The 24,572-nt window shown below is 34.8% G+C and carries 22 protein-coding genes and 1 riboswitch; of the genes, 14 read left to right on the plus strand and 8 right to left on the minus strand.

Translation table 11 applies throughout. The features are described from left to right. Positions 1–29 precede the first annotated feature (29 nt). From HF990_RS06060 to thiT, 7 genes are all read left to right on the plus strand, one after another. Positions 30–1,250, plus strand: coding sequence for a carboxylate--amine ligase (locus HF990_RS06060; RefSeq protein WP_016837912.1), 1,221 nt, complete (start codon positions 30–32; stop codon positions 1,248–1,250). Beyond that, the gene (gene cuyB / locus HF990_RS06065; protein WP_016837911.1) at positions 1,250–1,948 is read left to right on the plus strand and encodes a cysteate racemase; all 699 of its coding nucleotides are present in this window, start codon (positions 1,250–1,252) and stop codon (positions 1,946–1,948) included. The genes HF990_RS06060 and cuyB overlap by 1 nt, the downstream gene beginning before the upstream one ends. Positions 1,949–2,153: 205 nt before the next feature. After that, on the plus strand, positions 2,154–3,293 hold the full coding sequence (locus tag HF990_RS06070) for a DEAD/DEAH box helicase (protein WP_016837910.1): 1,140 nt from the start codon (positions 2,154–2,156) through the stop codon (positions 3,291–3,293). Between the two features lie 10 nt (positions 3,294–3,303). Next, positions 3,304–4,533 carry an aminopeptidase gene (locus HF990_RS06075; protein ID WP_168412217.1) on the plus strand — a complete coding sequence of 410 codons (1,230 nt, stop codon included), beginning with the start codon at positions 3,304–3,306 and terminating at the stop codon, positions 4,531–4,533. Positions 4,534–4,770: 237 nt separating this feature from the next. After that, positions 4,771–5,946, plus strand: coding sequence for an exonuclease SbcCD subunit D (locus tag HF990_RS06080; protein WP_168412226.1), 1,176 nt, complete (start codon positions 4,771–4,773; stop codon positions 5,944–5,946). After that, entirely contained in the window at positions 5,943–9,020 is a 3,078-nt protein-coding gene (locus HF990_RS06085) for an AAA family ATPase (protein ID WP_016837907.1), read from the plus strand. The genes HF990_RS06080 and HF990_RS06085 overlap by 4 nt, the downstream gene beginning before the upstream one ends. A gap of 64 nt (positions 9,021–9,084) precedes the next feature. Beyond that, positions 9,085–9,190, plus strand: a riboswitch (TPP riboswitch). Between the two features lie 95 nt (positions 9,191–9,285). Beyond that, the gene (thiT, locus tag HF990_RS06090; protein WP_016837906.1) at positions 9,286–9,846 is read left to right on the plus strand and encodes an energy-coupled thiamine transporter ThiT; all 561 of its coding nucleotides are present in this window, start codon (positions 9,286–9,288) and stop codon (positions 9,844–9,846) included. Positions 9,847–9,932: 86 nt separating this feature from the next. On the opposite strand, the gene HF990_RS06095 is transcribed toward thiT, so the two are convergent. Next, positions 9,933–10,928 carry an acyltransferase family protein gene (locus tag HF990_RS06095; RefSeq protein WP_016837905.1) on the minus strand — a complete coding sequence of 332 codons (996 nt, stop codon included), beginning with the start codon at positions 10,926–10,928 and terminating at the stop codon, positions 9,933–9,935. Positions 10,929–11,156: 228 nt separating this feature from the next. Between HF990_RS06095 and map the strand changes: the two genes are divergently transcribed. Continuing rightward, positions 11,157–11,909, plus strand: a complete 753-nt coding sequence (map, locus tag HF990_RS06100) for a type I methionyl aminopeptidase (protein ID WP_168412218.1) — start codon at positions 11,157–11,159, stop codon at positions 11,907–11,909. 37 nt (positions 11,910–11,946) lie between these two features. Here the strand turns inward: map and HF990_RS06105 are convergent, their stop codons facing one another. Then, a complete protein-coding gene (locus HF990_RS06105; protein WP_016837903.1) occupies positions 11,947–12,675 on the minus strand; it encodes a hypothetical protein in 729 nt (242 codons plus the stop codon). 400 nt (positions 12,676–13,075) lie between these two features. Between HF990_RS06105 and HF990_RS06110 the strand changes: the two genes are divergently transcribed. Then, positions 13,076–13,636: a GNAT family N-acetyltransferase gene (locus HF990_RS06110; RefSeq protein WP_016837902.1), complete on the plus strand. Its 561-nt coding sequence runs from the start codon at positions 13,076–13,078 to the stop codon at positions 13,634–13,636. Between the two features lie 320 nt (positions 13,637–13,956). Here the strand turns inward: HF990_RS06110 and HF990_RS06115 are convergent, their stop codons facing one another. Together HF990_RS06115 and HF990_RS06120 are read right to left on the minus strand one after the other, a co-directional pair. After that, positions 13,957–14,532, minus strand: a complete 576-nt coding sequence (locus HF990_RS06115) for a beta-class carbonic anhydrase (protein ID WP_016837901.1) — start codon at positions 14,530–14,532, stop codon at positions 13,957–13,959. Positions 14,533–14,694: 162 nt separating this feature from the next. Then, positions 14,695–14,835: a hypothetical protein gene (locus tag HF990_RS06120; protein ID WP_016837900.1), complete on the minus strand. Its 141-nt coding sequence runs from the start codon at positions 14,833–14,835 to the stop codon at positions 14,695–14,697. A gap of 379 nt (positions 14,836–15,214) precedes the next feature. Between HF990_RS06120 and motA the strand changes: the two genes are divergently transcribed. Next, positions 15,215–16,015 (plus strand): flagellar motor stator protein MotA, encoded by an 801-nt coding sequence (gene motA, locus HF990_RS06125; protein ID WP_016837899.1) that lies wholly within the window; start codon positions 15,215–15,217, stop codon positions 16,013–16,015. Further along, a complete protein-coding gene (motB, locus tag HF990_RS06130; RefSeq protein WP_016837898.1) occupies positions 15,999–16,766 on the plus strand; it encodes a flagellar motor protein MotB in 768 nt (255 codons plus the stop codon). The genes motA and motB overlap by 17 nt, the downstream gene beginning before the upstream one ends. Positions 16,767–16,936: 170 nt before the next feature. Here motB and HF990_RS06135 read toward each other — a convergent pair whose 3' ends face one another. Continuing rightward, complete coding sequence (locus HF990_RS06135) at positions 16,937–17,158, minus strand: DUF1128 domain-containing protein (protein ID WP_016837897.1); 222 nt, start codon at positions 17,156–17,158, stop codon at positions 16,937–16,939. 161 nt (positions 17,159–17,319) lie between these two features. On the opposite strand from HF990_RS06135, the gene HF990_RS06140 reads away from it, so the two are divergent. After that, the gene (locus HF990_RS06140) at positions 17,320–17,646 is read left to right on the plus strand and encodes a YtxH domain-containing protein (protein WP_016837896.1); all 327 of its coding nucleotides are present in this window, start codon (positions 17,320–17,322) and stop codon (positions 17,644–17,646) included. A gap of 33 nt (positions 17,647–17,679) precedes the next feature. Continuing rightward, positions 17,680–18,609 carry a YihY/virulence factor BrkB family protein gene (locus tag HF990_RS06145; protein ID WP_184656214.1) on the plus strand — a complete coding sequence of 310 codons (930 nt, stop codon included), beginning with the start codon at positions 17,680–17,682 and terminating at the stop codon, positions 18,607–18,609. 147 nt (positions 18,610–18,756) lie between these two features. Here HF990_RS06145 and HF990_RS06150 read toward each other — a convergent pair whose 3' ends face one another. After that, complete coding sequence (locus HF990_RS06150) at positions 18,757–20,661, minus strand: heavy metal translocating P-type ATPase (protein WP_016837892.1); 1,905 nt, start codon at positions 20,659–20,661, stop codon at positions 18,757–18,759. A 236-nt stretch (positions 20,662–20,897) separates the two neighbouring features. Here HF990_RS06150 and HF990_RS06155 point away from each other — a divergent pair, with 236 nt between their 5' ends. Continuing rightward, on the plus strand, positions 20,898–22,271 hold the full coding sequence (locus HF990_RS06155; RefSeq protein WP_168412219.1) for an L-cystine transporter: 1,374 nt from the start codon (positions 20,898–20,900) through the stop codon (positions 22,269–22,271). Positions 22,272–22,441: 170 nt separating this feature from the next. Here the strand turns inward: HF990_RS06155 and HF990_RS06160 are convergent, their stop codons facing one another. Both HF990_RS06160 and HF990_RS06165 read right to left on the minus strand, forming a co-directional pair. Next, positions 22,442–23,992, minus strand: coding sequence for a fumarate hydratase (locus HF990_RS06160; RefSeq protein WP_016837890.1), 1,551 nt, complete (start codon positions 23,990–23,992; stop codon positions 22,442–22,444). 203 nt (positions 23,993–24,195) lie between these two features. Continuing rightward, the gene (locus HF990_RS06165) at positions 24,196–24,375 is read right to left on the minus strand and encodes an SE1561 family protein (RefSeq protein ID WP_016837889.1); all 180 of its coding nucleotides are present in this window, start codon (positions 24,373–24,375) and stop codon (positions 24,196–24,198) included. Between the last annotated feature and the right edge of the window lie 197 nt (positions 24,376–24,572).

A 24,572-nucleotide genomic window follows, 5' to 3' on the forward strand; every position in this document is an offset into this window, starting at 1 on the left:
AAGTAAAGATGAAGAGAGATGAAGAAGCAATGAATCAACCGTTTTTACCTGTATTATGTGGTTCAGATATGAATGCCTATGGAATGGCACGCGCCTTCCATGAAGCATATGGAATAAAATCAATCGTAGTGGGACGCTCTCACTTAACAGCAACACAGGACAGCAAAATCATTATCTTTGAACAAGTGGACAATTTTAATAAGCAAGAAGCCTTTTTACCAGCATTAGAGAACATTGCAGAAAAATATAAAGATATAAAACTATTGCTTCTTGCTTGCGGAGACGATTATGCAAAATTAATCATTAAAAATAAGCCTGAATTGCAAAAGCACTTTATTGTTCCATATATTGATGAATCTTTAATGGATCAAATCTTATTAAAAGAAAACTTTTATAAAATGTGCGATAAATATGGCTTTAAATATCCAAAAACAACGATTATTAGCTATGAAAATTATAAAGAGTTTGAAATTCCATTCGATTATCCAATTATCATCAAAGCATCTAATTCTGTAGCCTATTGGGCATGTTCTTTCCCGGGAAAGAAAAAGGTATTTGTTGCCCACGATGAAAAAGAAAAAAATGCTATATTAGATGCTATTTACAGCTCTACTTATAAAGATCATTTAATTATTCAAGAGTTCATTCCTGGCGACGACTCTTATATGCGCGTTTTAAATGCTTATGTAGGAAAAGACGGGAAAGTCAAATTAATGTGTTTAGGCAATCCGATTTTAGAGGAGCATTCACCTGAAGGGATTGGCAGTTACGCAGCGATCATTACTACATACGATAAGGAATTAATGGATCGTGTACGTCATTTCCTTGAAGATATCGGATATACGGGCTTTGCCAATTTCGATATGAAATTAGATCCGAGAACTGGAGAATACAATTTATTTGAAATTAATTTGCGAAATGGACGTTCAAGTTATTTTGTAACAGCTGCTGGATATAATCTTATGAAATATGTTGCGGATGATCATGTGTTTAATATTAAACAAGAGTTAACATATGCCGATAACAAACATTTATGGCTTGTTATTCCTAAAGGCGTATTATTTAAATATACTACAAATGAAAAATTAAAAATTGAAGCGAAAAAATTAATTCGAGAAGGCAAATGGACAAACTCCCTATATTATTCATATGATATGAATGCAAAACGTTGGATGAAACTAACATTAAATAAATTAAATTATTACCGAAAATATAAAAAATACTTTAATAAAAAAGGTTTGGCAGAATAATGAAAAAAACTTTAGGAATTATTGGCGGCGTTGGCCCACTTGCAACGATGTTTCTTGGGGAAACAATCGTCCGCCTAACAAAGGCAACATCAGATCAAGAACACATTCATACGATTATTGACAATGATACATCAATTCCGGATCGTACAGCCTTTATTTTAGGTAAATCCAATCGAAATCCAGTACCCATTATTATTCAAGATGCGAAAAAGTTAGCAGAATATGGTGCTGATTTAGTATGTATACCATGCAACACAGCGCATACATTTTATGATGAAATACAACAAGGTTCGCCTATACCTGTTATTCATATGATTAAGGAAACAGCGAAACAGGCACGAAAACTTGAAGCGAAGAAAGTAGCAATATTAGCAACGGATGGCACCATTCAATCAAACGTGTATCAAGAGGCGCTGATTGAAGAGGGGATAGAGCCAGTCATTCCAGATGAAAATACCCAAAAACTCGTCATGTCCATTATTTATGATGATGTAAAATCGGGTAAAGAAGTTACGAGAGAACGGTGGAATGAAGTGGAAGATGCAGTTGTTGCGCTCAATTGTGACTACATTATTTTAGGATGTACAGAGTTGTCCGTTGTAAATAAAAACTTGCAATTAGGAAGTCGTTACATAGACTCATTAATCGTACTTGCAGAAACAGCAATTCGTAGCTGTGGATATGAAGTAAAAAAATAAAATGAACAGAAAGAATTCGCTTATATGAAGGCAGCCTCAATTGGGGAGGCTATAACTAGTACTTAAGCGAATTCTTTTTTCGTGAACGCTAATAAGGTTGCTATTTATTTATAAATAACTTGAACACTTTAGGAAAGAATGGATGTAACAACGGTTGATATTTTCCGAAATGTGGTAAAATAAATTTGGGAAGGTGGGAATGCTGATGTCAGCTATCAATTTATTGAATGAATCATTGCAAAAAAAGTGGAAATTTGAAACAACAATGAAAGTACAAGAGCAAATGATTCCAGCGATGTTGGAGGGAAAAGATATTGTTGCCGAATCTCCAACGGGTTCAGGGAAAACATTAGCTTATGTATTACCTATATTAAATAAAGTGGACGGTTCAAAAAAAAGCACGCAAGCTTTAATCGTCGCACCTTCTCAAGAATTGGCTATGCAAATTGTAGAAGTGATTCGAGAATGGATTGTTGGAACAGATATTACCGTCCAACAGCTCATTGGTGGAGCGAATATGGCTCGTCAAATTGAGAAACTAAAGAAAAAACCGACCATCGTTGTAGGGACACCGGGTCGATTAAATGAATTAGTAAGAGCGAATAAATTAAAATTGAGAGAAATCGAAATCGTTGTATTAGATGAATGTGATCAATTATTGAGCAGAGATTATCGGGTCATCGTGAAATCCTTTATTGAAGGAGCATCTCCAAACCGACAAGTCGTTCTTGTTTCAGCGACGATAACTGATGAGATTCGGTTAGTTGCTAGCAGAATGATGAAAGATCCTATTAACATTCAAATTAAACCGGAAGATATGGTAAAAGTGGGGAAAGTCGTTCACTCCTTTGTGAAAGTGGATGAGCGAGAAAAAACGGATGTGTTAAGAAGACTCGCAAATATGGAAGGGGTACGAGGCCTTGCTTTTATCAATAATTTGGATCAATTATTATTAAAAGAAGTGAAATTAAAATATAAAGATGCAAAAGTAGTATCCCTTCATGCAGATATGAATAAAGAAGAGCGCAAAAAATCTTTGGATAATTTCCGTAAAGGTGAAGCCCGCATTTTGCTCGCAACAGATTTAGCCGCAAGAGGATTAGATATTGAAGGGCTTACTCATGTGATTCATGTTGATTTGCCTCATACAGTTGAACAATATTTGCACCGTTCTGGACGTACTGGCCGAGCGGGTGCTGATGGAGAAGTGATAACGCTTCTTTCATATAAGGATGAAAAAAATTATAAAAAATTATTAAGAGAAGTAGGACAAAAACCTGTGCAAAAGATAATTTATAAAGGTCAATTAATTGAAGGGAATTCAAAAACCATCGCTAAAAAGTGAGGGAAAGTTTATGACATTTGAAGAAAAATTAGAACAATATGCGGAATTGGCTGTCAAAGTCGGTGTAAACATTCAAAAAGGGCAATATTTATTAATTAATACAACGACAGATACATTAGATTTTACTAAAATCGTTGTGAAAAAAGCGTACGAAGCGGGAGCAGGAAGAGTACATGTCAATTTGTCTGACCAAGAAATTACCCGTGCTTTTTATGAATATGGAGCGGAAGATGAATTTAGCAAGTTTCCAAAATGGATTGTTGCACAGCGGGATGAATGTATTGAACGGAAAGGGGCTATTCTTTGGATTGACGCAGAAGATCCTGATTTGTTAAGCGGGATTCCAGCGCGTCGCATTACTGCTCAGCAAAAAGCTAGTGGAGAGGCGCTCGTGAATTATCGAAAAGCAATTATGAACGATGATATTGCTTGGTCAATTATAGCTGTGCCTTCAAAAAAATGGGCTGCAAAAGTATTTCCAGACTTACCGGAAGACGAACAAATGAAGGCGCTTTGGGAAGCAATTTTTAAAACCGTTCGCATCGGTGAAGGAGATGCAGTTGAAAATTGGCGCAAACATCTTGCCGAGTTGGAACATCGAGCAAAACAATTAAACAGTAAAAAATATGCGAAGTTACACTATAAAGCACCTGGTACGGATTTAACAATTGAACTTCCTGAAAAGCATGTATGGTGCACTGGTTCAAGCAAAACGCCAGAAGGAGTTACATTTATTGCGAATATGCCGACTGAAGAAGTGTATACTCTCCCATCAAAATTCGGGGTTAACGGTTATGTAAGCAATACGAAGCCTCTCGTTTATCAAGGAAATATTATCGATAAATTTACACTCACATTCGAAAACGGAAAAATTGTAAAGGCAGACGCTAAGCATGGCAATGAATTGTTGCAGGAGTTAATTCAAACAGATGAAGGTGCTGCATATTTAGGGGAAGTGGCATTAGTCCCACATGAATCTCCAATTTCAAAGTCAGGCATTTTATATTACAATACGCTTTTTGATGAAAATGCCTCCAATCATTTAGCGATTGGGGAAGCCTATCCAACTTGTTACGAAGGTGGACGGGAATTAGAAGAAGGGCAATTAGAATCGCTCGGAATTAATGTTTCAGTTACCCATGAGGATTTCATGATTGGCAGTGCTGAGATGGATATTGATGGCATTTTGTCAGATGGAACTAGAGAACCGATATTTAGAAAAGGGAATTGGGCGTTTTAATTTCGGTTTGACCACATCTTTTCTCTATGAGAGATGTGGTTTTTTTATTTGGAATAAAGTTTTTCAGGTTGAGGATGAAAATTTTTGTTTAACGAAGTTGCAAGTATTAATACGAAAATTTTAAGTTGATGAAGAATTTTCCAAAATCGATAAGAACATATATTCGTAAATTTGGTAGTCACTCAATTGAACTCGTGTTAAAATAGATGCATAGCAAAAAGCGGAGGTCGATTGAATTTGAAAATTTTCCATACGGCAGATTGGCATTTAGGAAAGCTTGTGCAAGGGGTGTACATGACAGAAGACCAGCGTTATGTACTCAATCAATTTATAACAGCAATTGATGAAGAAAAACCGGACGTTGTTATCATTGCTGGAGACTTATATGATCGAGCTCTTCCCCCGGTGGAAGCGGTAGATTTACTTGATGAAATTTTTGCCGAAATCGTGCTGAAACGAAACGTGCCTGTACTTAGCATAGCAGGAAATCATGATAGCCCTACACGTCTTGAATTTGGGAGCAAATTGATGAAAGAGAGCGGATTGTACATTGTCGGCGAACTCGATCACCAATTAAAACCGATTATTTTACAGGATGAATTTGGAGAAGTGCATTTTCATCTTGTACCATTTGCAGAACCTTCCACTGTGAAAAATGTATTTCAATGCGAATCAATTCACACATACGATGATGCCATGAAAACTATCATTGAAAAAATAGAAGAAAATATGGATAGAACGAAGCGTCATGTGTTCGTTGGACATGCCTTTGTAACGCATTCTGGAGAAAAGGGAGAAAATACAAGCGATTCTGAACGTCCGCTCTCAATTGGAGGATCTGAATGTGTCAATGCTCATTATTTCCAGGCATTTCATTACACAGCCCTTGGGCATTTACACAAAGCTCATTACGTATTAAATGAAACGATACGATATCCGGGATCTCCATTAAAATATTCGGCATCTGAAGCGAATCATCAAAAAGGATTTTTAATAGTCAATTTAGATGAAAATGGACAAGTTTCTATTGAAAAACGAAATTTCACACCGAGACGAGATTTGCGCATCATTGAAGGCACCATTCAAGAAATTTTAAAACATGATTACTGTGAAGATTATGTATTCGTACGATTGACTGATTTAACACCAGTTGTAGGAGCGATGGAACAAATTCGCACTGTTTACCCGAATGCCATGCATGTGGAACGAAAAACGATTCAAAGAATTGAAAGTGCTGAAGAGAATATTAAAATTCAGCGAGAACAATTGGATGATATGACGTTATTTAAAGCTTTCCATAAAGAAATTTTAGGCTTTGAGCCGACAGAAGAAGCTCTTCAATTATTTGAAGAAGTATTGAATGAAATGTTGCGTGATGAAAGAGAAATGAAAGAGGAGGCGGTGACGAAATGAAGCCAATTTTATTAAAAATGACCGCCTTTGGACCATACAAAAATGAAGAAGTGATCGATTTTACAAAACTTCAGGAAAGAAAGCTTTTCGTGATTTCCGGACAAACTGGCGCCGGAAAAACGACGATATTTGATGCCATCTGTTTTGCGTTGTATGGTTTTGGTAGCGGTCAAGACAGGAAAGATACAAAAATGCTGCGCAGTGATTTTGCAGAAGATGATGTGCATACTTCTGTTGAATTTGTTTTTGAAATACGTGGCAAAAAATATCGTGTTTTGCGCAGGTTGTCCCATGTGAAAAAAGGAAGAAAAACACCAACTGGTGAAAAATATGAGTTGTTTGAAATACTGCCAAATAACGAAGAAATTCCAGCGGTGGAACGGCAACGAGTGACGGATATTAATGAAAAGCTTGAAGAATTGATTGGATTAACTTACGAACAATTTAGCCAAATCGTGATGCTGCCACAAGGAGAGTTTCGTAAATTATTAACTTCTAAATCGGACGAGAAAGAAGAGATATTAAGAAAAATCTTTAAGACAGATCGCTTTGTAAAAATGGCTGATAAACTGGAAGAAAAGAAACGATTAGCGGATCAACAACTAAATGAAGCAAAGGCATTAAAAAATAGCTATATTAATCAAATTGAAGGAACATTACCAAAACGAGAATCATTGTTGTTTACAATGCTTAGTCAACATTCCAATATTTATCAGATTCTAGAAGGATTGGCAGAAGAACAGCAATATTATCAGAAAAAAATTAAAGATGATGAACGAATGTATCGAGAAGCTTTCAAAAAACATCAAGAGGCATATGAAGTTTATGTTGCGAATAAAAAGTTAAATGATCAAATTGATGAATATGAAAGGAAAAAAGAAAAGCTATCCTTTTTACAATCTCAAAAAGACCATTATGAACAAATAAAACAAACAATCGATGCAGCAAATCGTGCAAGCCGAATTTTCCCACTCTATTCTTATCTGATGGAACTGGATAAGGAAAAACAATCCATCGAAAAGAGAATGGAACTCGTTACAAAACAGTTAGAAGCAGCAAAATGGACATTTGCTAAAGCAGAAGAAATGTTCAAGATGGAAGCAATGAAAGAGGAAGAACGGGAACAAGCGAATGAACGAGTAAATGAATTAGAAAAACTTGTCCCTATTTATGAGCAAATGAACGAACAAATAAAGCTCGTGGACAAACTGTTGAATGAAAAAAATCAATTGCAAACTCGCCTACAAAACATAGTAAAACAGATCGAAGAAAAGGAATGGGCTATTCAACAGTTGAGCGAGATGATTGAAAAGCTGGAAGAAGACACAGAATCATTGAATGAACTATTAGAACAGCAACGACTATTAAGAGAAATTGTAGATACCTACACAAAATACTTTGAGGTAAACGCTGAAGTCCATAAACTAGAAAACGAATGGCTTAAAGCGACATCTACCTATGAAGAAGTTCAAAATATATATGCTCAGGAAGAGGAAAAATGGTTGAATAATCAAGCGGCCATTCTTGCGAAGAGTCTCCTGCCTGGAATGCCTTGCCCTGTTTGCGGTAGTACGGTACACCGAATCGAACATACAGCATCAACTGAAACCGTTAATCAAACGGAATTGAAAAAACTGAAAGCAACATTAGATGAAGCTCAGCAAAAGAAATTTGCTGTTCAAGGGAAATTAGAATCGAAACGACATCAATTACAAGAAATAGAACAAAAATTAATGCAATATCATGCGCCATTAAAAGAATATCAAAAATATGTTCATCAATTACAAGATATAAATATTGCTATAAAAGAAAAAGAACGTCAAAAAGAAGTACTTACATTAAATAAAAAACAAATAAAAATTCTGCAAGATGAAAATGCACAATTAGTTCATTTTCGTAAGGAAATCGAACGTCAGTATCATGAAAAACATGAACAATACACGCAGAATAGTACGATTTTAGAGCAACAAAAAAAATTAATACCAGAAGAGATTAAAGACCTTTCCCAATTACAAGTTGCACTTCAACAAGCAATCAGCAATAAGCAACAATTAAAACAATCTTGGGAAACAGCCCAAAAGCAGTATCAGGAAGCTAACAAACAAGTTGTAATGAATGAAGAGGCATTTAAACAAATAACTGAACAAGTGAAACATATTCAAGTAAAATGTCAACAATCAAAGGAAAATTTCCATTCAGCTCTTCTACTAGCAAGGTTTACATCGACGGAAGATTTTCTACTTGCTAGACGTCCAGAACAGGAAATTGAAGCTTTACAAATGCAATATGATAATTATTCAAAGGAGCTTCATTTTTTACAAGTGCAAGTGAAAGAGGAAGCAGAAAAATTAAAAGATAAAGAAAAGGTCGATTTAACAGAAGCTGAAAAAGAATTGGAAGCGTTGCAGTTTAATTATGAAAAAGCATTAGATGAATTAAACTACTCGAAAGCTTGTGAAAAACATTGCATCGACTTTGCAGAGAAGCTTGAAAGACTTGCCAATAATATATTTCAAATGGAAGAAAAATCGAATCAAATCATAGAATTATATAATTTACTTCGTGGACACAACAGCAAAAAAATTTCCTTTGAACGCTATGTACAAATGGGGTATTTAGAGCTCATTACAGAAGCAAGCAATCTTCGTTTGAAAAATTTATCGAACGGTCAATATTATTTGCAAGTTTCTGACCGATTGGAGTCCTACGGTAGGCAAAGTGGATTAGGATTAGATGTATATGATGCATACACTGGACAAGCAAGAGATGTAAAAACTTTATCTGGCGGAGAGAAATTTAATGCTTCGTTAAGTTTAGCACTAGGAATGGCGGATGTGATTCAAAGCTTCCAAGGAAATGTTCAAATCGAAACAATGTTTATTGATGAAGGTTTTGGCTCCCTTGATGAAGAATCGTTGATGAAAGCAATTGATACGCTCATTGAACTACAAAAATCCGGCCGAATGATAGGGGTTATTTCTCATGTGGAGGAATTAAAATCGGCAATGCCTGCTATATTACAAGTAGAAAAATTAAAAGAGGGCTATAGTAAAACATCCATTATATTAAAGTAAATAATGAGGTTGCAATCTTCATATAATTTGATAAAATGACATTGTTCCCAATAGAATATAAGATTTGTACCACAAGGGGTGCTGATGAAGTCAGCTGAGAGTGTGCCGGATGCACTAACCCTTAGAACCTGTAAGTTAGTACTTGCGTAGGGATGTGGATAGAAACCGAAACAAAGACGTCTCGGCTCTGTCCGGACGTTTTTTTATTTTGTAGTTTTCTATCCTTCTCTCAAGTTCTATAAACGAAGAGAAAGGAGATAATTGAATGAGAAACCAAAAATTATTATGGATGGTTGAAATTGCGATTTTTGCTGCAATTGGTTATGTGTTAGACCAATTGAAATTTTCTATTTGGGCGCAGGGTGGATCCGTTAGTTTAGTTATGCTGCCTATTATTTTAATCGCTATTCGTTGGGGACTATCTGCAGGACTTATGACTGGATTGATTGTAGGATTATTGAACATGACAATTAATCCTTATATTGTCCATTGGGCTCAAGCATTGCTTGATTATGTTTTTGCATTTACTTTCGTAGGATTTGCGGCAATTGTTCGTAAACAAGTGTTAGATGGAGTATCAGGAAATCGTAAAAATAAAATTGCATTATTTGTTATCATCGGAACAATTATTGGCGGTTTGTTGCGCTTTATTTGTCATACACTTGCAGGAGCTATTTTCTTCAAAGAATATGCAGGCGATCAAAATGCCTGGATTTATTCTATCGGGTATAATGGTTCATATATGGTTCCGGCTATTATTTTAACTGCAGTTGCAGCGGTGCTCATCTTTACTGCAAGCCCAAGATTGATAAAAAAAGAAAATTGATTACAATTGTGAATTAAAATAAAAAGCGAATTGGGAGACAATATTGTTTTCCTAATTCGCTTTTTTATGGATAAATTTTTATACGTTTATCTAATTTTACCTACAATCCATTTCCCAAAAGGTAAATACGAAATGCATTTTGAAATGGTAATGGCAACGATTAGCGTTGATATCATCATTGCTAAAATTGCTAGATAACCATTGTTGAAAAATGATACAAAGTACTTTGCGGTTAATGATAATATGTTCCAATGAATTAAATAAATCATAAATGCATATTTGCTAATGATTCGAATAATTTTAAAAGATGGAATCAGTTGTCCATAGGCTAAGATCATGCTTGTTATTCCAACGACAAAAGGAATCAAATCCATCCTTCTAGAATGTATTTCAACCATTCCGAATTTATAGCCATACCAAATATAAAGAGCTGATAGTGCCGTGAAAATTACAGTGAAAATGCGATATTTTTTCAATAGTGGCTGAATTTTTTCATAATTTGCACCGATTATGAATGCGATTACAAAATAAACGAACCAAGCTGTTCCATACAATTTTTCATACTTCATATTTTCTTGAAAGAATGGATATGGTAAATCAAAAATTCGATGCTGCAGAAAATACAACAATACACATAAAGGTAACACGACAAAAGATGGCCATTGAAATTTAATCATTAGCCAAAACAATAGATACAATTGAAGAATAACTAAAACAAACCAACCTACAAATTCACCTAGAACGATATTGTTATAAAAGGTTTGCCAAATTAGACCATTTTGGTAGTTATATTCAATGACAAGGGCATCAATAAAAGCCCAAAATATATATGGAAGTAAAATGAATTGAAGCCGTTTTGACCAAAACGATTGTGGGATTCCATCTTTATATTTTGCTGCAAGTATGATGATGGAAAGTAAAATAAATGTCGGTGTAGCATAACATAGAAGTATTCGGATATAATGAACCATTACTGAATTTTCAGAAAGACCTGATTCTAGGTTATAAAAAGTAGTTGAATGTAATAGTAAAATTGATAAACATGCAATAACTCTTAATAAATCCCACTCTTTAATTCGCAATGATAAAACTCCTATTGTTTTTATATTTATTTTTTATAATGTTTGATTATAACATGATTAAAATACCAAGGTCTAAATAAATTTTCATTGTATATTCTATCATTTCTAGAATAAAATCATATATCATATTGTGTAGTACATTCCTAAATATAAACTTGGATTTCCGAAAAATTTTATAGAGTATGTTATATTATAAAAAGAAATTGTATAGAAGAAAGGAAATTTTACATGATTGTAAAAACACAAGAAGAATTAGAAGCGTTAAAAAAAATTGGGCGCATTTGTGCAGAAATTCGAGAAGCGATGAAAGCGGCAACTAAACCAGGCATCACAACGAAAGAGTTGGATGAGATTGCCGGCCGCATGTTTGCTGAAGCAGGAGCACTTTCTGGTCCAAAAGGTGAATATGATTTCCCAGGATATACATGTATTAGCGTCAATCACGAAGTTGCACACGGTATTCCAGGCAATAAAGTCATTCGAGAAGGTGACTTAGTCAACATTGATGTTTCAGGCTCACTAAATGGTTATTTTGCCGATACAGGCATATCTTTTGTTGTAGGCGAAGGGTATGAAGACAAAGAAAAACTTTGCCGTGTTGCTAAATCTGCCTTCGAACGAGCAATGACAAAAGTAAAAGCAGGCTCTAAATTAAATCAAATTGGGAAAGCTGTTGAACGAGAAGCAAAAGAACATGGATTAAAAGTCATTATGAATTTAACGGGGCATGGAGTAGGGCGTTCTTTGCATGAAGACCCACAACACATATTAAATTACTATGATGCGTGGGATGGAACTATTTTAAAAGAAGGGATGGTTCTTGCGGTAGAGCCATTCATTTCTGAAAAGACAGATCATATTATTGAAGCTGGGGATGGATGGACATTTATTACACCTGACAAATCACTCGTTGCACAAGTTGAACATACAATTATTGTGACAAAAGATAAGCCAATAATTATTACGCAAATTAATGAATAATCATTCGCTTTTATTTCATAAAAAAAATCCTGAACGTTTAATGACGTACAGGATTTTTTTTCATAAATAATACTCCAACAATTAATACACCACTTAAAAATAGGGATGAAGTTGTAACTAATAGTTCATCAAATCCGTTTGAAATTGCAATTCCTATAAAAGACCAAACAAACACAAGTGGATATGCGGTGTCATAATGATGATAACGTAAATGCAATGCAACTAATGTGGCAAATGTTAATATTATTACCACCCATAAAGCATTACTCAAGCCGAACCCGTGCCATTCTTTATACAATAGTAAATAACAGGTATTGAGAATAAAAATAAAAGTAATCCAGCCGAAATAAATAGCAATAGGAATTCTTTTTTTCAGATGTTCTCCTTGCATCGGATATGTAAGATATAGTGCGAATAAGGACAGTAGTTGGATTCCAACGCATATAAAGGAGTAGAATAATGCTTCCTTATTCCATAAGTATATCGAAAGTATTTGGAAGATCATCACGAGCAAAAAGAAAATTGTCTGAATAGGCGAAATAAAGGTTTCAGAGTTACGCTCCTTTGAATAATTAATTGCCCAAATAAATAAAAGAATAAAAAGAAAGAACCAAAATATATATACATAGGTAGAAGGCGATATTAGAAGTGGTAGGCGATTGATAATTGCTATAGTGGATTTTCCTTCGATTGGTAGCCAAAAAGAATATAAGGTATAGATGGTCGCTGCTATAAGGCTACAAAAAATGACGATCATTCGACCCATGTTTCGCACTCCTTTCCATAAAATTATAAACGTTTATTTCAACAACTTAAAGTGAGGAATTAAATTTTTCACTTTTATATATGACAAATATAGCAAGAGGAAAATATTCGAATAGTACTTTGGAAAACAATAGATTAAATGAATAGAGAGAACGAAATGTGGATGAAAACTAAACAAGCACAGCTTTTAACGTGCATATAATATTGTACAATCGAGTAGGTAAATAATGGAGTTTACGGTTCTGCAAGAACAAAAACAATCTAGTAAAGTTTGGGTTTCTTTAGCATGTTTATAACCTACTAACTAAATGCTAGTAGAATTATAAAATATGGAAGAAAGGCATTAGGTAAATACAATGGTGAAGAAGCTATTACAAATATTTAAAAAGAAGGGTGATCATGTGATTCGAATCGAAAGCGACAGGTTGCATTTACGTACCTTTGTAGAAACAGATGCAAAAAAATTAGCGGAATTATTACAGCGAAATAAATATTTTTGGGCAACTTATGAGCCATTACATGATGCGGAATATTATACAGAAGAGGCACAGTTTCGAAAAATTTTAGAAGGATTGCATCTTCAGCGTACAAATCGCGAATATTCCTTTGGGATATTTACAAAAGATGAGGAACAATTAATTGGCCATATTTCCCTATATGCGATTAAAAGGTTGCCATATAGCAGTGCATTTATCGGTTACTCCATCGACGAACGATTTACGGGACAAGGTATTGCAACAGAAGCAGTGAATGAAGTTGTGCAATTTGCTTTTAATGTAGTGAATTTACATAGAATCGAAGCATATGTATCACCCAAAAATATAGCTTCTGTGAAGGTTTTAGAAAAGGCAAATTTTAAACGAGAAGGTCTATTAAGGGAATTATTGTATATTAACGGATCTTGGGAAGATCATTATATGTATGCCCTTTTACAAAGCGATTATTTTCGTAATCAACGTTAACCGTTCGCTTCTTAACTAAAATCCTAAAATTAGCGATTTTAGTTAGGAGCGAATTTTTTTATATTGCATGTGTGGGAAATCGTGTGTCTTGTGTGAGGGAAGTCAAGCTCGAGCGGGAAATGCTAGAACATGTGCTGGAAATGAATTAACTTGAGCGGATGAAACGATGCTGGTGTGGGAAATATTCTAGCATGTGCGGGCAATCCTTCAACTTGTGCAGACCTCTCTTAATGTTAAAAAAGATAAACTTGCAAAAAAACCACCCGCTAGCCAGTTTAATTCCTGACCTATGCAGATGGACTCAATGTTCAATCGTTGTATCATTTGTTACCTAAATATTCATGTCCATTTGTTAATAAATCAAGTTTGCCTGTTTCAGGATTCATAACTAAGCCGTGCACTGGCGTATTTTTTGGAAACAGTGGATGGTTGCGAATGATATCAACACTATTCAATACGTTTTTTTCAACATCTCCGAATCCACGTAACCATTCAATCAAATCGATTCCTGAATACTTAATAGATTTGATTATCTCCTTACTTATCCCTTTTTCAATCATATGATCAACCATCAAATAAGGATCAACAGTGCTCATGCCACAATCATAATGACCGATTACATACACTTCATCTGCTTGTAGTTCATAAACAGCCACTAAAATGCTTCTCATAATTCCCCCAAAGGGATGGGCTACCATTGCACCGGCACTTTTAATTATTTTTGCATCGCCATTTCGCAAATTCATCGCCTTTGGTAATAATTCGATTAAACGTGTATCCATACACGTTAATATAACAATTTTTTTATCTGGAAATTTTGATGTTTTATATGGTTCATATTGCTTTTTTTCAACGAATTCTTTGTTAAAACGCAAAATCTCATTTAATGATGCCATTTATTAATCCCCTTTCTGATGTTAAGGACGATTATAGCAATAAGAAATAGGTTGATACAAATGAATGAATTGAATATGAATAAATATAGCAAAAAGTGATAAAAAAAATCGACAAATACAGCTTAACCTGTTTTGTCGATTTTTCATTCAAGTGCTATGGCATTAAAATTTTTCAGATGGTTTTGCGTCAACTTTTACTGAAGAAGTGGAATCTAAACCTTTACGTAAATAGTGAATGAACATCATAACTGCAACTACAAGAAGGCCAAGATATCCAGTTACAGTTGCTAAAAATAAGCCCATTGCTAGACTCCTTTCTAAAAAACAATAATGATTTAAATTAATTATACTATAACTATACGACAATTATAAAGGTTTTAGGAGAAAAATAGGATTAGTAATTCCAAGGAACGTTACGCTATTTTGCTATTTTTGTAGAAATTGTGACAGACAATAATGGGAAGTATGCAAAATTTGATGTGAAAGTATCATTTTTTATTTCCTTACATAAATATTTATTAATTATAAAAAATAATATTTGAATGAAAATAGAAAATTATTATATGAACCATTTATTTTCTATAAAAATTACTCATTATTATAGTTATCTAGTAAAAAGATACTTAAAAAAATATTGGAAAATGTCGAAATATAAAGTAGTGGAAGATTTGGAGGTACAGTTATGGATTTAGCTACAGTTATAGGTATTTTTCTTGGCATTATTGCGGTATTTGTCGGGATGGTAGTAAAAGGGGCGTCCTTGAGTATTTTAATCAACCCGGCGGCATTTTTAATCATTATCGTTGGTACAATATCATCTGTTGTGATTGGATTCCCAGGAAAAGAACTAAAAAGAATCCCTAAATTATTAAAAGTAATTTTTACTGAACAAAAAACAGTAAGCGATGTAGAAATCATTCAAATGTTTTCAAAGTGGGCAGACCTAGCTCGCCGTGAAGGTCTCCTTGCATTGGAAAGTGAAGCCCAAGAAATTAAAGATCCATTTTTACGAAATGGTTTAATTCTTGCAATCGATGGTCAAAGTGCAGATTACATACGGGATGTATTAAATGAAGAAGTTGAAGCGATGGTAGAGCGCCATGAAAGTGGTGCCCAAATTTTTTCGCAAGCAGGTACATATGCTCCAACACTCGGAGTACTTGGGGCGGTTGTCGGTCTAATTGCCGCTTTAGGAGATATGGAAAATATCGATAAATTAGGTTATGCAGTTTCTTCGGCTTTCGTTGCAACATTATTGGGGATTTTCACTGGTTATGTATTATGGCATCCATTTGCTAATAAATTAAGACGTAAATCCGCTTTTGAGGCTAGACAAAAACGATTAATGATTGAAGGTGTTTTATCTGTATTAGAAGGTGAGGCTCCGCGTATTATTGAACAGAAATTAGCTTCGTATTTGACAAATGAAGAGCGTAAACTATTCTACGAAAGCGGGGCTGGCGGTCTTGGCAAAGAGAACTAAAAAGCGTGGAAAAGAAACAGAAATCAATGAATCATGGCTTTTACCGTATTCGGACTTAATGACGTTGCTATTAGCGTTATTCATTGTATTATTTGCTTCCAGTAGTATTGACCAAGTAAAGTTCCAAAAAATGTCGCAAGTGTTCAATGAAATTTTTAATGGCGGCGTTGGGTTTATGGAAAATACCTCAGTCATTGATAATCCAACGGCTAGAACGGATGGAATGACAGTAGAGCAAAAAGCTTATTTAAGAGACCAAGCTCAACTTAAACAAATTCAAAGTGAAATTGAAAATTTTATCGCTGTCAATGAATTGGAAGATACATTTTCAGCAAAAATGACAGATGAGGGATTGCTGCTTACAATTCGTGATAGTATTTTATTCGATTCAGGGAAAGCAGATATAAAACCTGAAAACATCCCAATTGCTCAGGAGTTATCGGCTATTTTAGAATTTGACCCACCACGTTATATTGTTATTACTGGACATACGGATAATGTGCCTCAAAATACTCCGGAATTTCGATCAAATTGGGAATTATCTGTGATGCGGGCAGTGAATTTCTTAAAATTAATTATCGATTCAAATCCGAATTTAGATCCTAAATATTTCAGTGCAAAAGGGTATGGAGAATACAATCCAATTGCAACGAACGAAACAGCAGAAGGTAGAGCGAAAAATCGTCGGGTTGAAGTGTTAATTCAACAACTCGTGAAAAAAGATGAAACTACAACTTCAGAAACGAATTAAAACAATATGATGTAAAGGAGCGTTTCATAGTGGAACGCTCCTTTTTAAATCGTTTTATTTAAAGTGTATGATTTACTTTAAAAGAACATAATGAATGCTTTTACAAGATATTTGAATAATGATTAATTAAATAGGAAAAAGTATGCGGTAGTTAATAAAATGAAAATGGTTTATTTTCGAAGCGAACCTAATTCAGAGACGATTGCCTCTATTTCGCTAGGGCTAAAGGAATCACGCTTCATGACCATTTCGTATAAGTCATACAAATCTTCGTAATTAGCTTCTGTAAAATCTTCTGAACGCAATGCGCTCGAATTGACCATTTTCAATTTTTCTTTAATTTTTTCTACAATATACGCCACATTATCTTTGGAAGGCGTTGATAAATTCATCTCTTTTTAGCCACCTTTCAATTAAGCTTTGTATCATCATTTCATTTCATATTATTGTTGTCAAGTTGTATCCATGTATTCGCCCTTACTTTTAAAAGATTAAAAGTTCTTATAGAATATTATTAGTAAAACTTTACATGAATCGACAGGAGGAGAAGGTAATGAGCCAAAGCAAATTATGCAAAGGTGTTGTGATTGGTGCAATAGTAGGTGCCGCAGTGAGCATGTTTGATCGTAAAACAAGAGAACATACCGTTGAAACAATGAAAAATATAAAGGATTCTGTTATTTACTATGCTAAAAATCGTGATGAATTCCAACAACTCGTTTATGAAAAGATAGAAAAAATGCAAAAATTATATGAAGATACGACGGAAAATGTAAATTTTATTATGGAAAAAATCGATGAAATGAAAGAAATTCCAAGTACCGTTCAAGCGATTGTCGAAGATACAAAAGCAGCTTTTTCATCGAAAGAAGAAAAATAATGTGATGTGGGATGAAGGGAAGTGAGCTAGCGCTTGAATGATTCAAAAGTTTCGCAAACAAAATGGGTTTTAATGTTTCAATCAATTTTTAATCCAGATGAATCAAAAATTGATATTACGACTTTTAAAGGATTTGTCCAGGAAATCATTATCAGAATGAAGAAAGTGGACATTTCCGGAATGGGGGCGCAACTAGCTTACTTCTTCTTACTATCATTTTTCCCGTTGTTATTAGTCGTAGTTTCCACATTACCTTTTTTGGATATTAATCAAGAACATGTTTTTCGTTTTATTCAAACCATTGTACCAGCTGAAGTTTTCATGTTGACCCAAGGAACGATTGTAGAAGTATTGACAACGTATAATGGGGGCGGTGTTTTATCAATCGGGATATTAGGTACATTGTGGTCTGCTTCAAGAGGAATGAATGCGATAATTAAAACGTTAAATGAAGCTTATGAAACAGAGCCAAAGATGGGAATTATAAACCGAGCTTGGTCATTAGTCTTTACAGTATTATTAATTTTAATATTGCTGCTTGCTTTAATAGTGCCGATTTTTGGTCAACGATATGTATACTTGCTATTCGATTTTTTAGGAGTCGAGACATCATTTGTTGACTTTTGGAATTATGTACAATGGATTTTACCACCACTACTCATTTTTATTGTGTTACTTTTATTGTACTGGGTTATACCTTATACAGAATCACGAGTTCATATTGTGACTGTATTACCTGGAACAGTATTTTCAACTATTTCATGGGTAGTGTTAATTTACGGGTTTTCTTTTTATGTGAATCATTTTGGTAATTTTACTTTTACTTATGGAAGTATTGCCAGTGTCATTATTTTTATGCTTTGGTTGTATTTTACGGGAATGATTTTAATATTCGGTGGAATATTAAATGCAGCAATGCATAAAAGACATTTTGCGAAAATAAGAAAAGGCAACATCTCCTAATTAAAAAATTTCCCAAAGCAGACACTCCACTCATAGCAATTTTGTACTTCATACAATTAAACAGAAAAGCGGATTTAGCTATTAAAACAGCTAAATCCGCTTTTCTGTTTACATATAAACCAATGCATCAACTACAATAATTATATTCTATGATTGTGTTTTAAGCATTCTTAATCCATTTAATATCACTAAAATAGTGCTACCTTCGTGCCCAACTACCCCAAGTGGGAGATCGACGATTTGAAGAAAATTAGAAATGATGAGTAAAGCAATGACTGCTGTTGAAAAAATAACATTTTGTTTCACAATTTTTTGCATTTTTCTTCCTAGTTTAATTGCGTAGGCAATTTTCGATAAATCGTTTTTCATTAATACGACGTCTGCCGTTTCCAATGCTACATCAGTACCTCCGCCCATAGCAATTCCTACAGTTGATTTTGCAAGGGCAGGTGCATCATTGATACCATCGCCTACCATTCCAACGTATTGATGTTGTTTTAAAGCTTTATTAATAAATTCTGTTTTTGTAACTGGAGAACATTCAGCAATATATTCCGTTACCCCTGCTTCTTTCGCAATCGTTTTGGCTGTTTTTTCATTATCTCCTGTAATCATGGTAATATTGATTCCAAGTTCTTTCAATGTTTGAACAGCTTCTTTCGCTTCATCACGAATTATGTCTTTTAAAGCAATCAATGCGGCAATACCTTGCTCATCTTTCATAAAGACAACGGTTTTTCCCTCTTCTGCCAGTTGAGCTGCAACACCATTCGCAAATGTCTTTGCTTCATTGCTTCCTACAAAATCTCCCTTACCAATCGTGTAAGATTGACCGCGAATATCCCCTTTTAACCCAAATCCAGGAACATCAGCAATATCAATGCCGGAGATAATTTCCACTTGTTGTTCTTTCGCATACTGAACAATGGATTGAGCAAGAGGGTGATTGGATTGAGCTTCAATAGATGCAATAATTTGAAGCGTTTCATTAGTATCCAAATCTTCTCGGACAATCACATCGGTTACTGACGGCTTTCCTTCCGTTAGTGTTCCAGTCTTATCAACTGCAAGTAATTTAATGACGCTCAAATTTTCTAAATGGACGCCACCTTTTAGTAAAATGCCGTGTCGTGCACCATTTGAGATTGCTGCGAGTGTAGCGGGCATAATGGATGCAACAAGGGCACAAGGTGAAGCGACAACTAGCAACACAATTGCTCTATAGAAAGTTGTATTCCAGTCCCAACCAAATAGGTAGTGAGGAAGAACCATCATAATTAAAACGGCAATTAAAACACACTTTACATAGAGATTTTCAAATCTTTCTATAAATAGTTGGGAAGGGGATTTTTCACTTTGAGCTGATTGCACGAGCGTAATAATTTTTTGGAAAAGCGTTTCAGAATTTGGTTTTGTCATGTTAATTGTAATGGTGCCATTTAAATTGATGGTACCTGCGAAAACTTCATCACCTACATTTTTGGAAACGGGAATAGATTCACCTGTTATGGCTGATTCATCAACAGATGAAGAGCCTTTTATGATTTCACCATCTGCAGGAATTCTTTCTCCCGGTTTAATTAACAGATGGTCGCCTACTTTTAAAGAAGAAACGGGTACTTTCATCGGCTCAAAATTTCCTCGTACGAGCCATGCTTCTTCTGGTTGCAAATTCATTAAGGATGAGATTTCACGATGACTACGATTCATTGCATAAGTTTCAAGGGCGCCGCTTAAGGCAAAAATGAAGATCAGTATGGCACCCTCTGTCCAGTAGCCGATTATCATTGAACCGATGGCTGCCAAAATCATCAATAACTCCACATTTAATGTTCTATTTTCTATAGTGTCAAGGATTCCTTCCTTTGCTTTCGCATAACCACCAATAATAAAAGCGATTATATATGAAAATACCGAAGCTGTTGATAAGCCTTCTTTTTCTAATTTCCACGCCATTAATATAATGACTCCGCTTATAATAGCTGCGATTAGTTCCTGATGTTGTTTTATATTCTCAATTATTGAGAAACTTTCTCGATTACTGTTATCCATAAAATCCTCCTTGTGATAATGAATTTCAGTTTCAAACCTCTATTTTTATAGTGATTGATAATCAATATCAATTATTTGAAATAAGTTTTATTTTAAAATTATTCTAATCTAAAACAGTTCTTTTGTAAACAATTAAACACTAAAAATTATAGAAAATTTAAATTATATTAATCTTACTTGACTTATCGGAATAAAGATGTATTATAAAGTTTGTTCATATAAAAGGAGGTTAAGTGATGGGAATCATAGTAAATATTGCTATTTTAATAGGCTTGTTGGTCTTTCTATATTTTTTAAAGAAAAAAAATGTAAAATTTTCAAACAGAGTGTTTATAGCGTTAGCTATTGGGGTAGTATTTGGAGCTGTTCTGCAATGGATTTATGGATTTGGTTCAGAAACGATAACGAAAACGATGCCATGGTTTAATATCATCGGAAATGGTTATGTAAAATTATTGCAAATGGTTGCAATGCCCTTAGTATTTATTTCAATTTTGGCGGCATTTACGAAAGTGACAATAGGAAAAAATTTAGGGAAAATTGCAAGCATCATTTTGGCTGTGCTAATTGGTACAACTGCCATTGCTGCATCCTTAGGTATTTTATCAACAGCCATTTTTGATTTGGATGCTTCACAAATCATGCAAGGGGAATCTGAAGTTGCACGTGGAGAGGAAATTGTGCAAAAAGCTGAAAATGTAAAAACATTGCCAGAGCATATTTTGGAAATGTTCCCTGCCAATCCATTCCTTGATATGACAGGTGCCCGTTCCACTTCAACGATTGCGGTTGTAATTTTTGCAGCCTTATTAGGATTTGCTTATTTACAACTTCAACGAAAAGATGAGGAAACAGCAAACACAGTGAAAAAAGGCGTCGATGCCATTTATGGTCTCGTAATGGGCGTTGTACGCATCGTTCTGCAATTAACGCCATATGGGGTATTGGCGATTATGGCACGTACGGTTGCTACAAGCAACTTCGGTGCAATTGCCGATTTAGGCAAATTTGTCATTGCTTCTTATGCAGCGTTGATTGCAATGTTTATTGTACATTTAATAATTGTTTCGTTGACAGGTTTAAATCCAGTATTATACGTGAAAAAAGTTGCTGAAACTTTATTATTTGCATTTTCATCACGTTCAAGTGCAGCTACATTACCGTTAAATCTTCAAACGCAAACAAAACGTTTAGGCGTTCCAGAAGGAATTGCCAACTTTGCAGGTTCTTTTGGCTTATCCATTGGTCAAAATGGTTGTGCTGGTGTATATCCGGCAATGTTGGCTGTTATGATTGCGCCGACTGTTGGAATTGATCCGTTTACACCAGGGTTTATTGCAATGCTTATTTTAATCGTTGCGATCAGTTCATTTGGTGTAGCCGGTGTTGGCGGTGGTGCAACATTTGCAGCAATCATTGTATTATCTGCTATGGATTTGCCGTTAGCGCTTGCGGGTATTTTGATTTCAGTAGAACCGTTGATTGATATGGGACGTACTGCGCTGAATGTAAGTGGTTCTATGGTGTCCGGTATTGTATCAAGCCGTATCACAAAAGAACTAGATACAGAAATTTATAATGACACTTCAGAAAAGACATCTTTGGTTTAACCATTAAATAATACTCCAATTCACCAAAGGAAAATGGGCATTCATCACAAGTGAATGCCCATTTTTATGTGTTTTTATAATAGTTGCAAAAAGTTCATAAAAAAGCTGCTCAAAAAATCAAATGTTCATCTGATTTTTTGAACAGCAAAACCTATATCATTCTGATTTAATTAGAATACTCTTTCTGCGAATTGAGCTAATTTTTCTAATGAAGATTTTTCGATATCTGCGTGTAAAGAGTTTCCGTGAGAGTCCATTGTAACAACTGCAGTGAAGTCTTCAACTGTTAAGTGCCACATTGCTTCAGGAATACCGAATTCAAGAAAGTCCACACCGTCTACGCTCTTAATGCAGTCAGCATAGTATTGTGCTGCACCACCAATTGCATTTAAGTACACGCCACCGTGTTCTTGTAATGCTTTTAATGTTTTTGCACCCATACCGCCTTTTCCAATTACTGCGCGGATTCCGAATTTTTTCATGATATCGCCTTGATAAGGTTCCTCACGGATGGAAGTTGTAGGACCAGCCGCTTTTACAGTCCAATTTCCATTTTCGTCTTTTGCCATAACAGGACCGCAGTGGTAAATAATTTGACCATTTAAATCTACTGGTGCATCGTGTGTCATTAAGTGGTGGTGAATTGCATCGCGACCTGTGTACATGCGACCGCTAATTTTTACAACGTCACCCACTTTTAGTTCACGAATTTGCTCTTCAGTGATTGGTGCTTTTAATTCAACTACGCGGCTTTCAGATTTTGTTTCAGCTTTTTCTTCTTCGTTTCGGAATGTAATTTTTTCACCATCTTGATAGTGCCATTTTTTGATTTCGCCAGTGTTAGCATCAATATCAACCGCCATGCGACGGAATGCCCAACAGTTATAAGCAATTGATACGAAGAAAGAAGCTGGAATACGGTGCATTACGCCAATTTTACAACCTAATAATGTTGCTTCACCGCCGAAGCCCATTGTTCCTACACCAAGTGTATTTGCTTTTTCAACGATGTACTCTTCTAATTTAGCAAGTTCAGGAATAGGATTTGTATCTTCTAAGTGGCGGAATAATTGTTCTTTTGCAAGATCGTAGCTGCTAGAGCGGTCTCCACCGATACCTACTCCGATAAAACCAGCAGAACAACCTTGTCCTTGAGCTTTCCATACAGCATGAAGAATACATTTACGAATTCCATCAAGATCACGTCCAGCGCGACCAAGACCTTCTAATTCGCAAGGTAAGCTGTATTGAGCATTTTTGTTCTCACAGCCTCCGCCTTTTAAAATTAGTTTCACTTCAATATAATCGTTTTCCCATTGTTCAAACTTGATAACAGGAACGCCTTCACCAAGATTGTCACCGCTATTTTTTCCAGTTAATGAATCAACAGAGTTTGGACGGAGTTTCGCATCTTCAGTTGCTTTTTTTACTGCATTGCGGATTGCTTCCTTAATTTCTAATTGGTTAACACCAATAGGAGTTTTTACTTTAAATGTTGGAAGTCCTGTATCTTGGCAAATAGGTGATACATTATCTTCTGCCATTACAATGTTATTCGTAATAGTTGCTAAACTCATTGCAGCACGAGTACCAGCACTTTCAGCTTCCTTTGCTCGTTTAATGGCACGGCGAACATCTTTCGGTAAATTTGTGGACGTTTCACAAATTAAGTCATAAAGACTTTTCTCCAAAGTTTGTAAATATGTTGTTGCGACTGACATGAAATGTCTACCCCCCAAAATTAATAAAAAAAGATTAAAGTCCATGTCTATTATACCTTTTTATAATTTCTATTAAAAGAGTAGAAGCTTAAAAGGGAAACTGTCAAAAGCAGGGTTTTCGACATGTAAAAACGTCCATTCTCGAGTGAAATGGACGTTTATTGTTTGGATTTGTTTGTTAAATTTGGAAATAAACAGTTTTGTTAAGATCTTTGTTTAAACTGCTCGATTTTTTCTTCAATATCGTCAATCATTTTAATTAAGCGATCAATGTCTTCGATACCCGCAGTTTCTTCATCAATTGCTTCCAATACTTCGAGGAAGATTTCTAAACGCTCTTTTAAGTATTTAACTTGTGTGTTTTTGTCTTGAATTGGTTTCACGTTTCCACCTCTTTCGTCTAGGTCATCATAACGAAAAACAGCGATAATTGCAATAAAAGAATAAAGTTTTAAATTGAAAATAATAGGTATTTAGAATTAATTTTATTTTTATTATTCAGAATATTTACAAAAATGAAGTGTTGTGTTAAATTATAATTAACAATTCGTAAAGGGGATGGTCGAAAAGAACACGCTCA

It is taken from the genome of Ureibacillus thermosphaericus (genome assembly GCF_012396605.1).
GTDB classification, from domain to species: Bacteria; Bacillota; Bacilli; order Bacillales_A; family Planococcaceae; genus Ureibacillus; species Ureibacillus thermosphaericus.

Bases quoted from the DNA above. Each gene is read 5' to 3' on its own strand.
- HF990_RS06105 (WP_016837903.1), bottom strand. From the start codon at position 12,675: ATGGGTCGAATGATCGTCATTTTTTGTAGCCTTATAGCAGCGACCATC.
- HF990_RS06140 (WP_016837896.1), top strand. From the start codon at position 17,320: ATGAGCCAAAGCAAATTATGCAAAGGTGTTGTGATTGGTGCAATAGTA.
- HF990_RS06135 (WP_016837897.1), bottom strand. From the start codon at position 17,158: ATGAATTTATCAACGCCTTCCAAAGATAATGTGGCGTATATTGTAGAA.
- HF990_RS06060 (WP_016837912.1), top strand. From the start codon at position 30: ATGAATCAACCGTTTTTACCTGTATTATGTGGTTCAGATATGAATGCC.
- HF990_RS06120 (WP_016837900.1), bottom strand. From the start codon at position 14,835: ATGGGCTTATTTTTAGCAACTGTAACTGGATATCTTGGCCTTCTTGTA.
- motA (WP_016837899.1), top strand. From the start codon at position 15,215: ATGGATTTAGCTACAGTTATAGGTATTTTTCTTGGCATTATTGCGGTA.
- cuyB (WP_016837911.1), top strand. From the start codon at position 1,250: ATGAAAAAAACTTTAGGAATTATTGGCGGCGTTGGCCCACTTGCAACG.
- HF990_RS06075 (WP_168412217.1), top strand. From the start codon at position 3,304: ATGACATTTGAAGAAAAATTAGAACAATATGCGGAATTGGCTGTCAAA.
- HF990_RS06115 (WP_016837901.1), bottom strand. From the start codon at position 14,532: ATGGCATCATTAAATGAGATTTTGCGTTTTAACAAAGAATTCGTTGAA.
- HF990_RS06070 (WP_016837910.1), top strand. From the start codon at position 2,154: ATGTCAGCTATCAATTTATTGAATGAATCATTGCAAAAAAAGTGGAAA.
- HF990_RS06150 (WP_016837892.1), bottom strand. From the start codon at position 20,661: ATGGATAACAGTAATCGAGAAAGTTTCTCAATAATTGAGAATATAAAA.
- HF990_RS06160 (WP_016837890.1), bottom strand. From the start codon at position 23,992: ATGTCAGTCGCAACAACATATTTACAAACTTTGGAGAAAAGTCTTTAT.
- thiT (WP_016837906.1), top strand. From the start codon at position 9,286: ATGAGAAACCAAAAATTATTATGGATGGTTGAAATTGCGATTTTTGCT.
- map (WP_168412218.1), top strand. From the start codon at position 11,157: ATGATTGTAAAAACACAAGAAGAATTAGAAGCGTTAAAAAAAATTGGG.
- HF990_RS06155 (WP_168412219.1), top strand. From the start codon at position 20,898: ATGGGAATCATAGTAAATATTGCTATTTTAATAGGCTTGTTGGTCTTT.
- HF990_RS06085 (WP_016837907.1), top strand. From the start codon at position 5,943: ATGAAGCCAATTTTATTAAAAATGACCGCCTTTGGACCATACAAAAAT.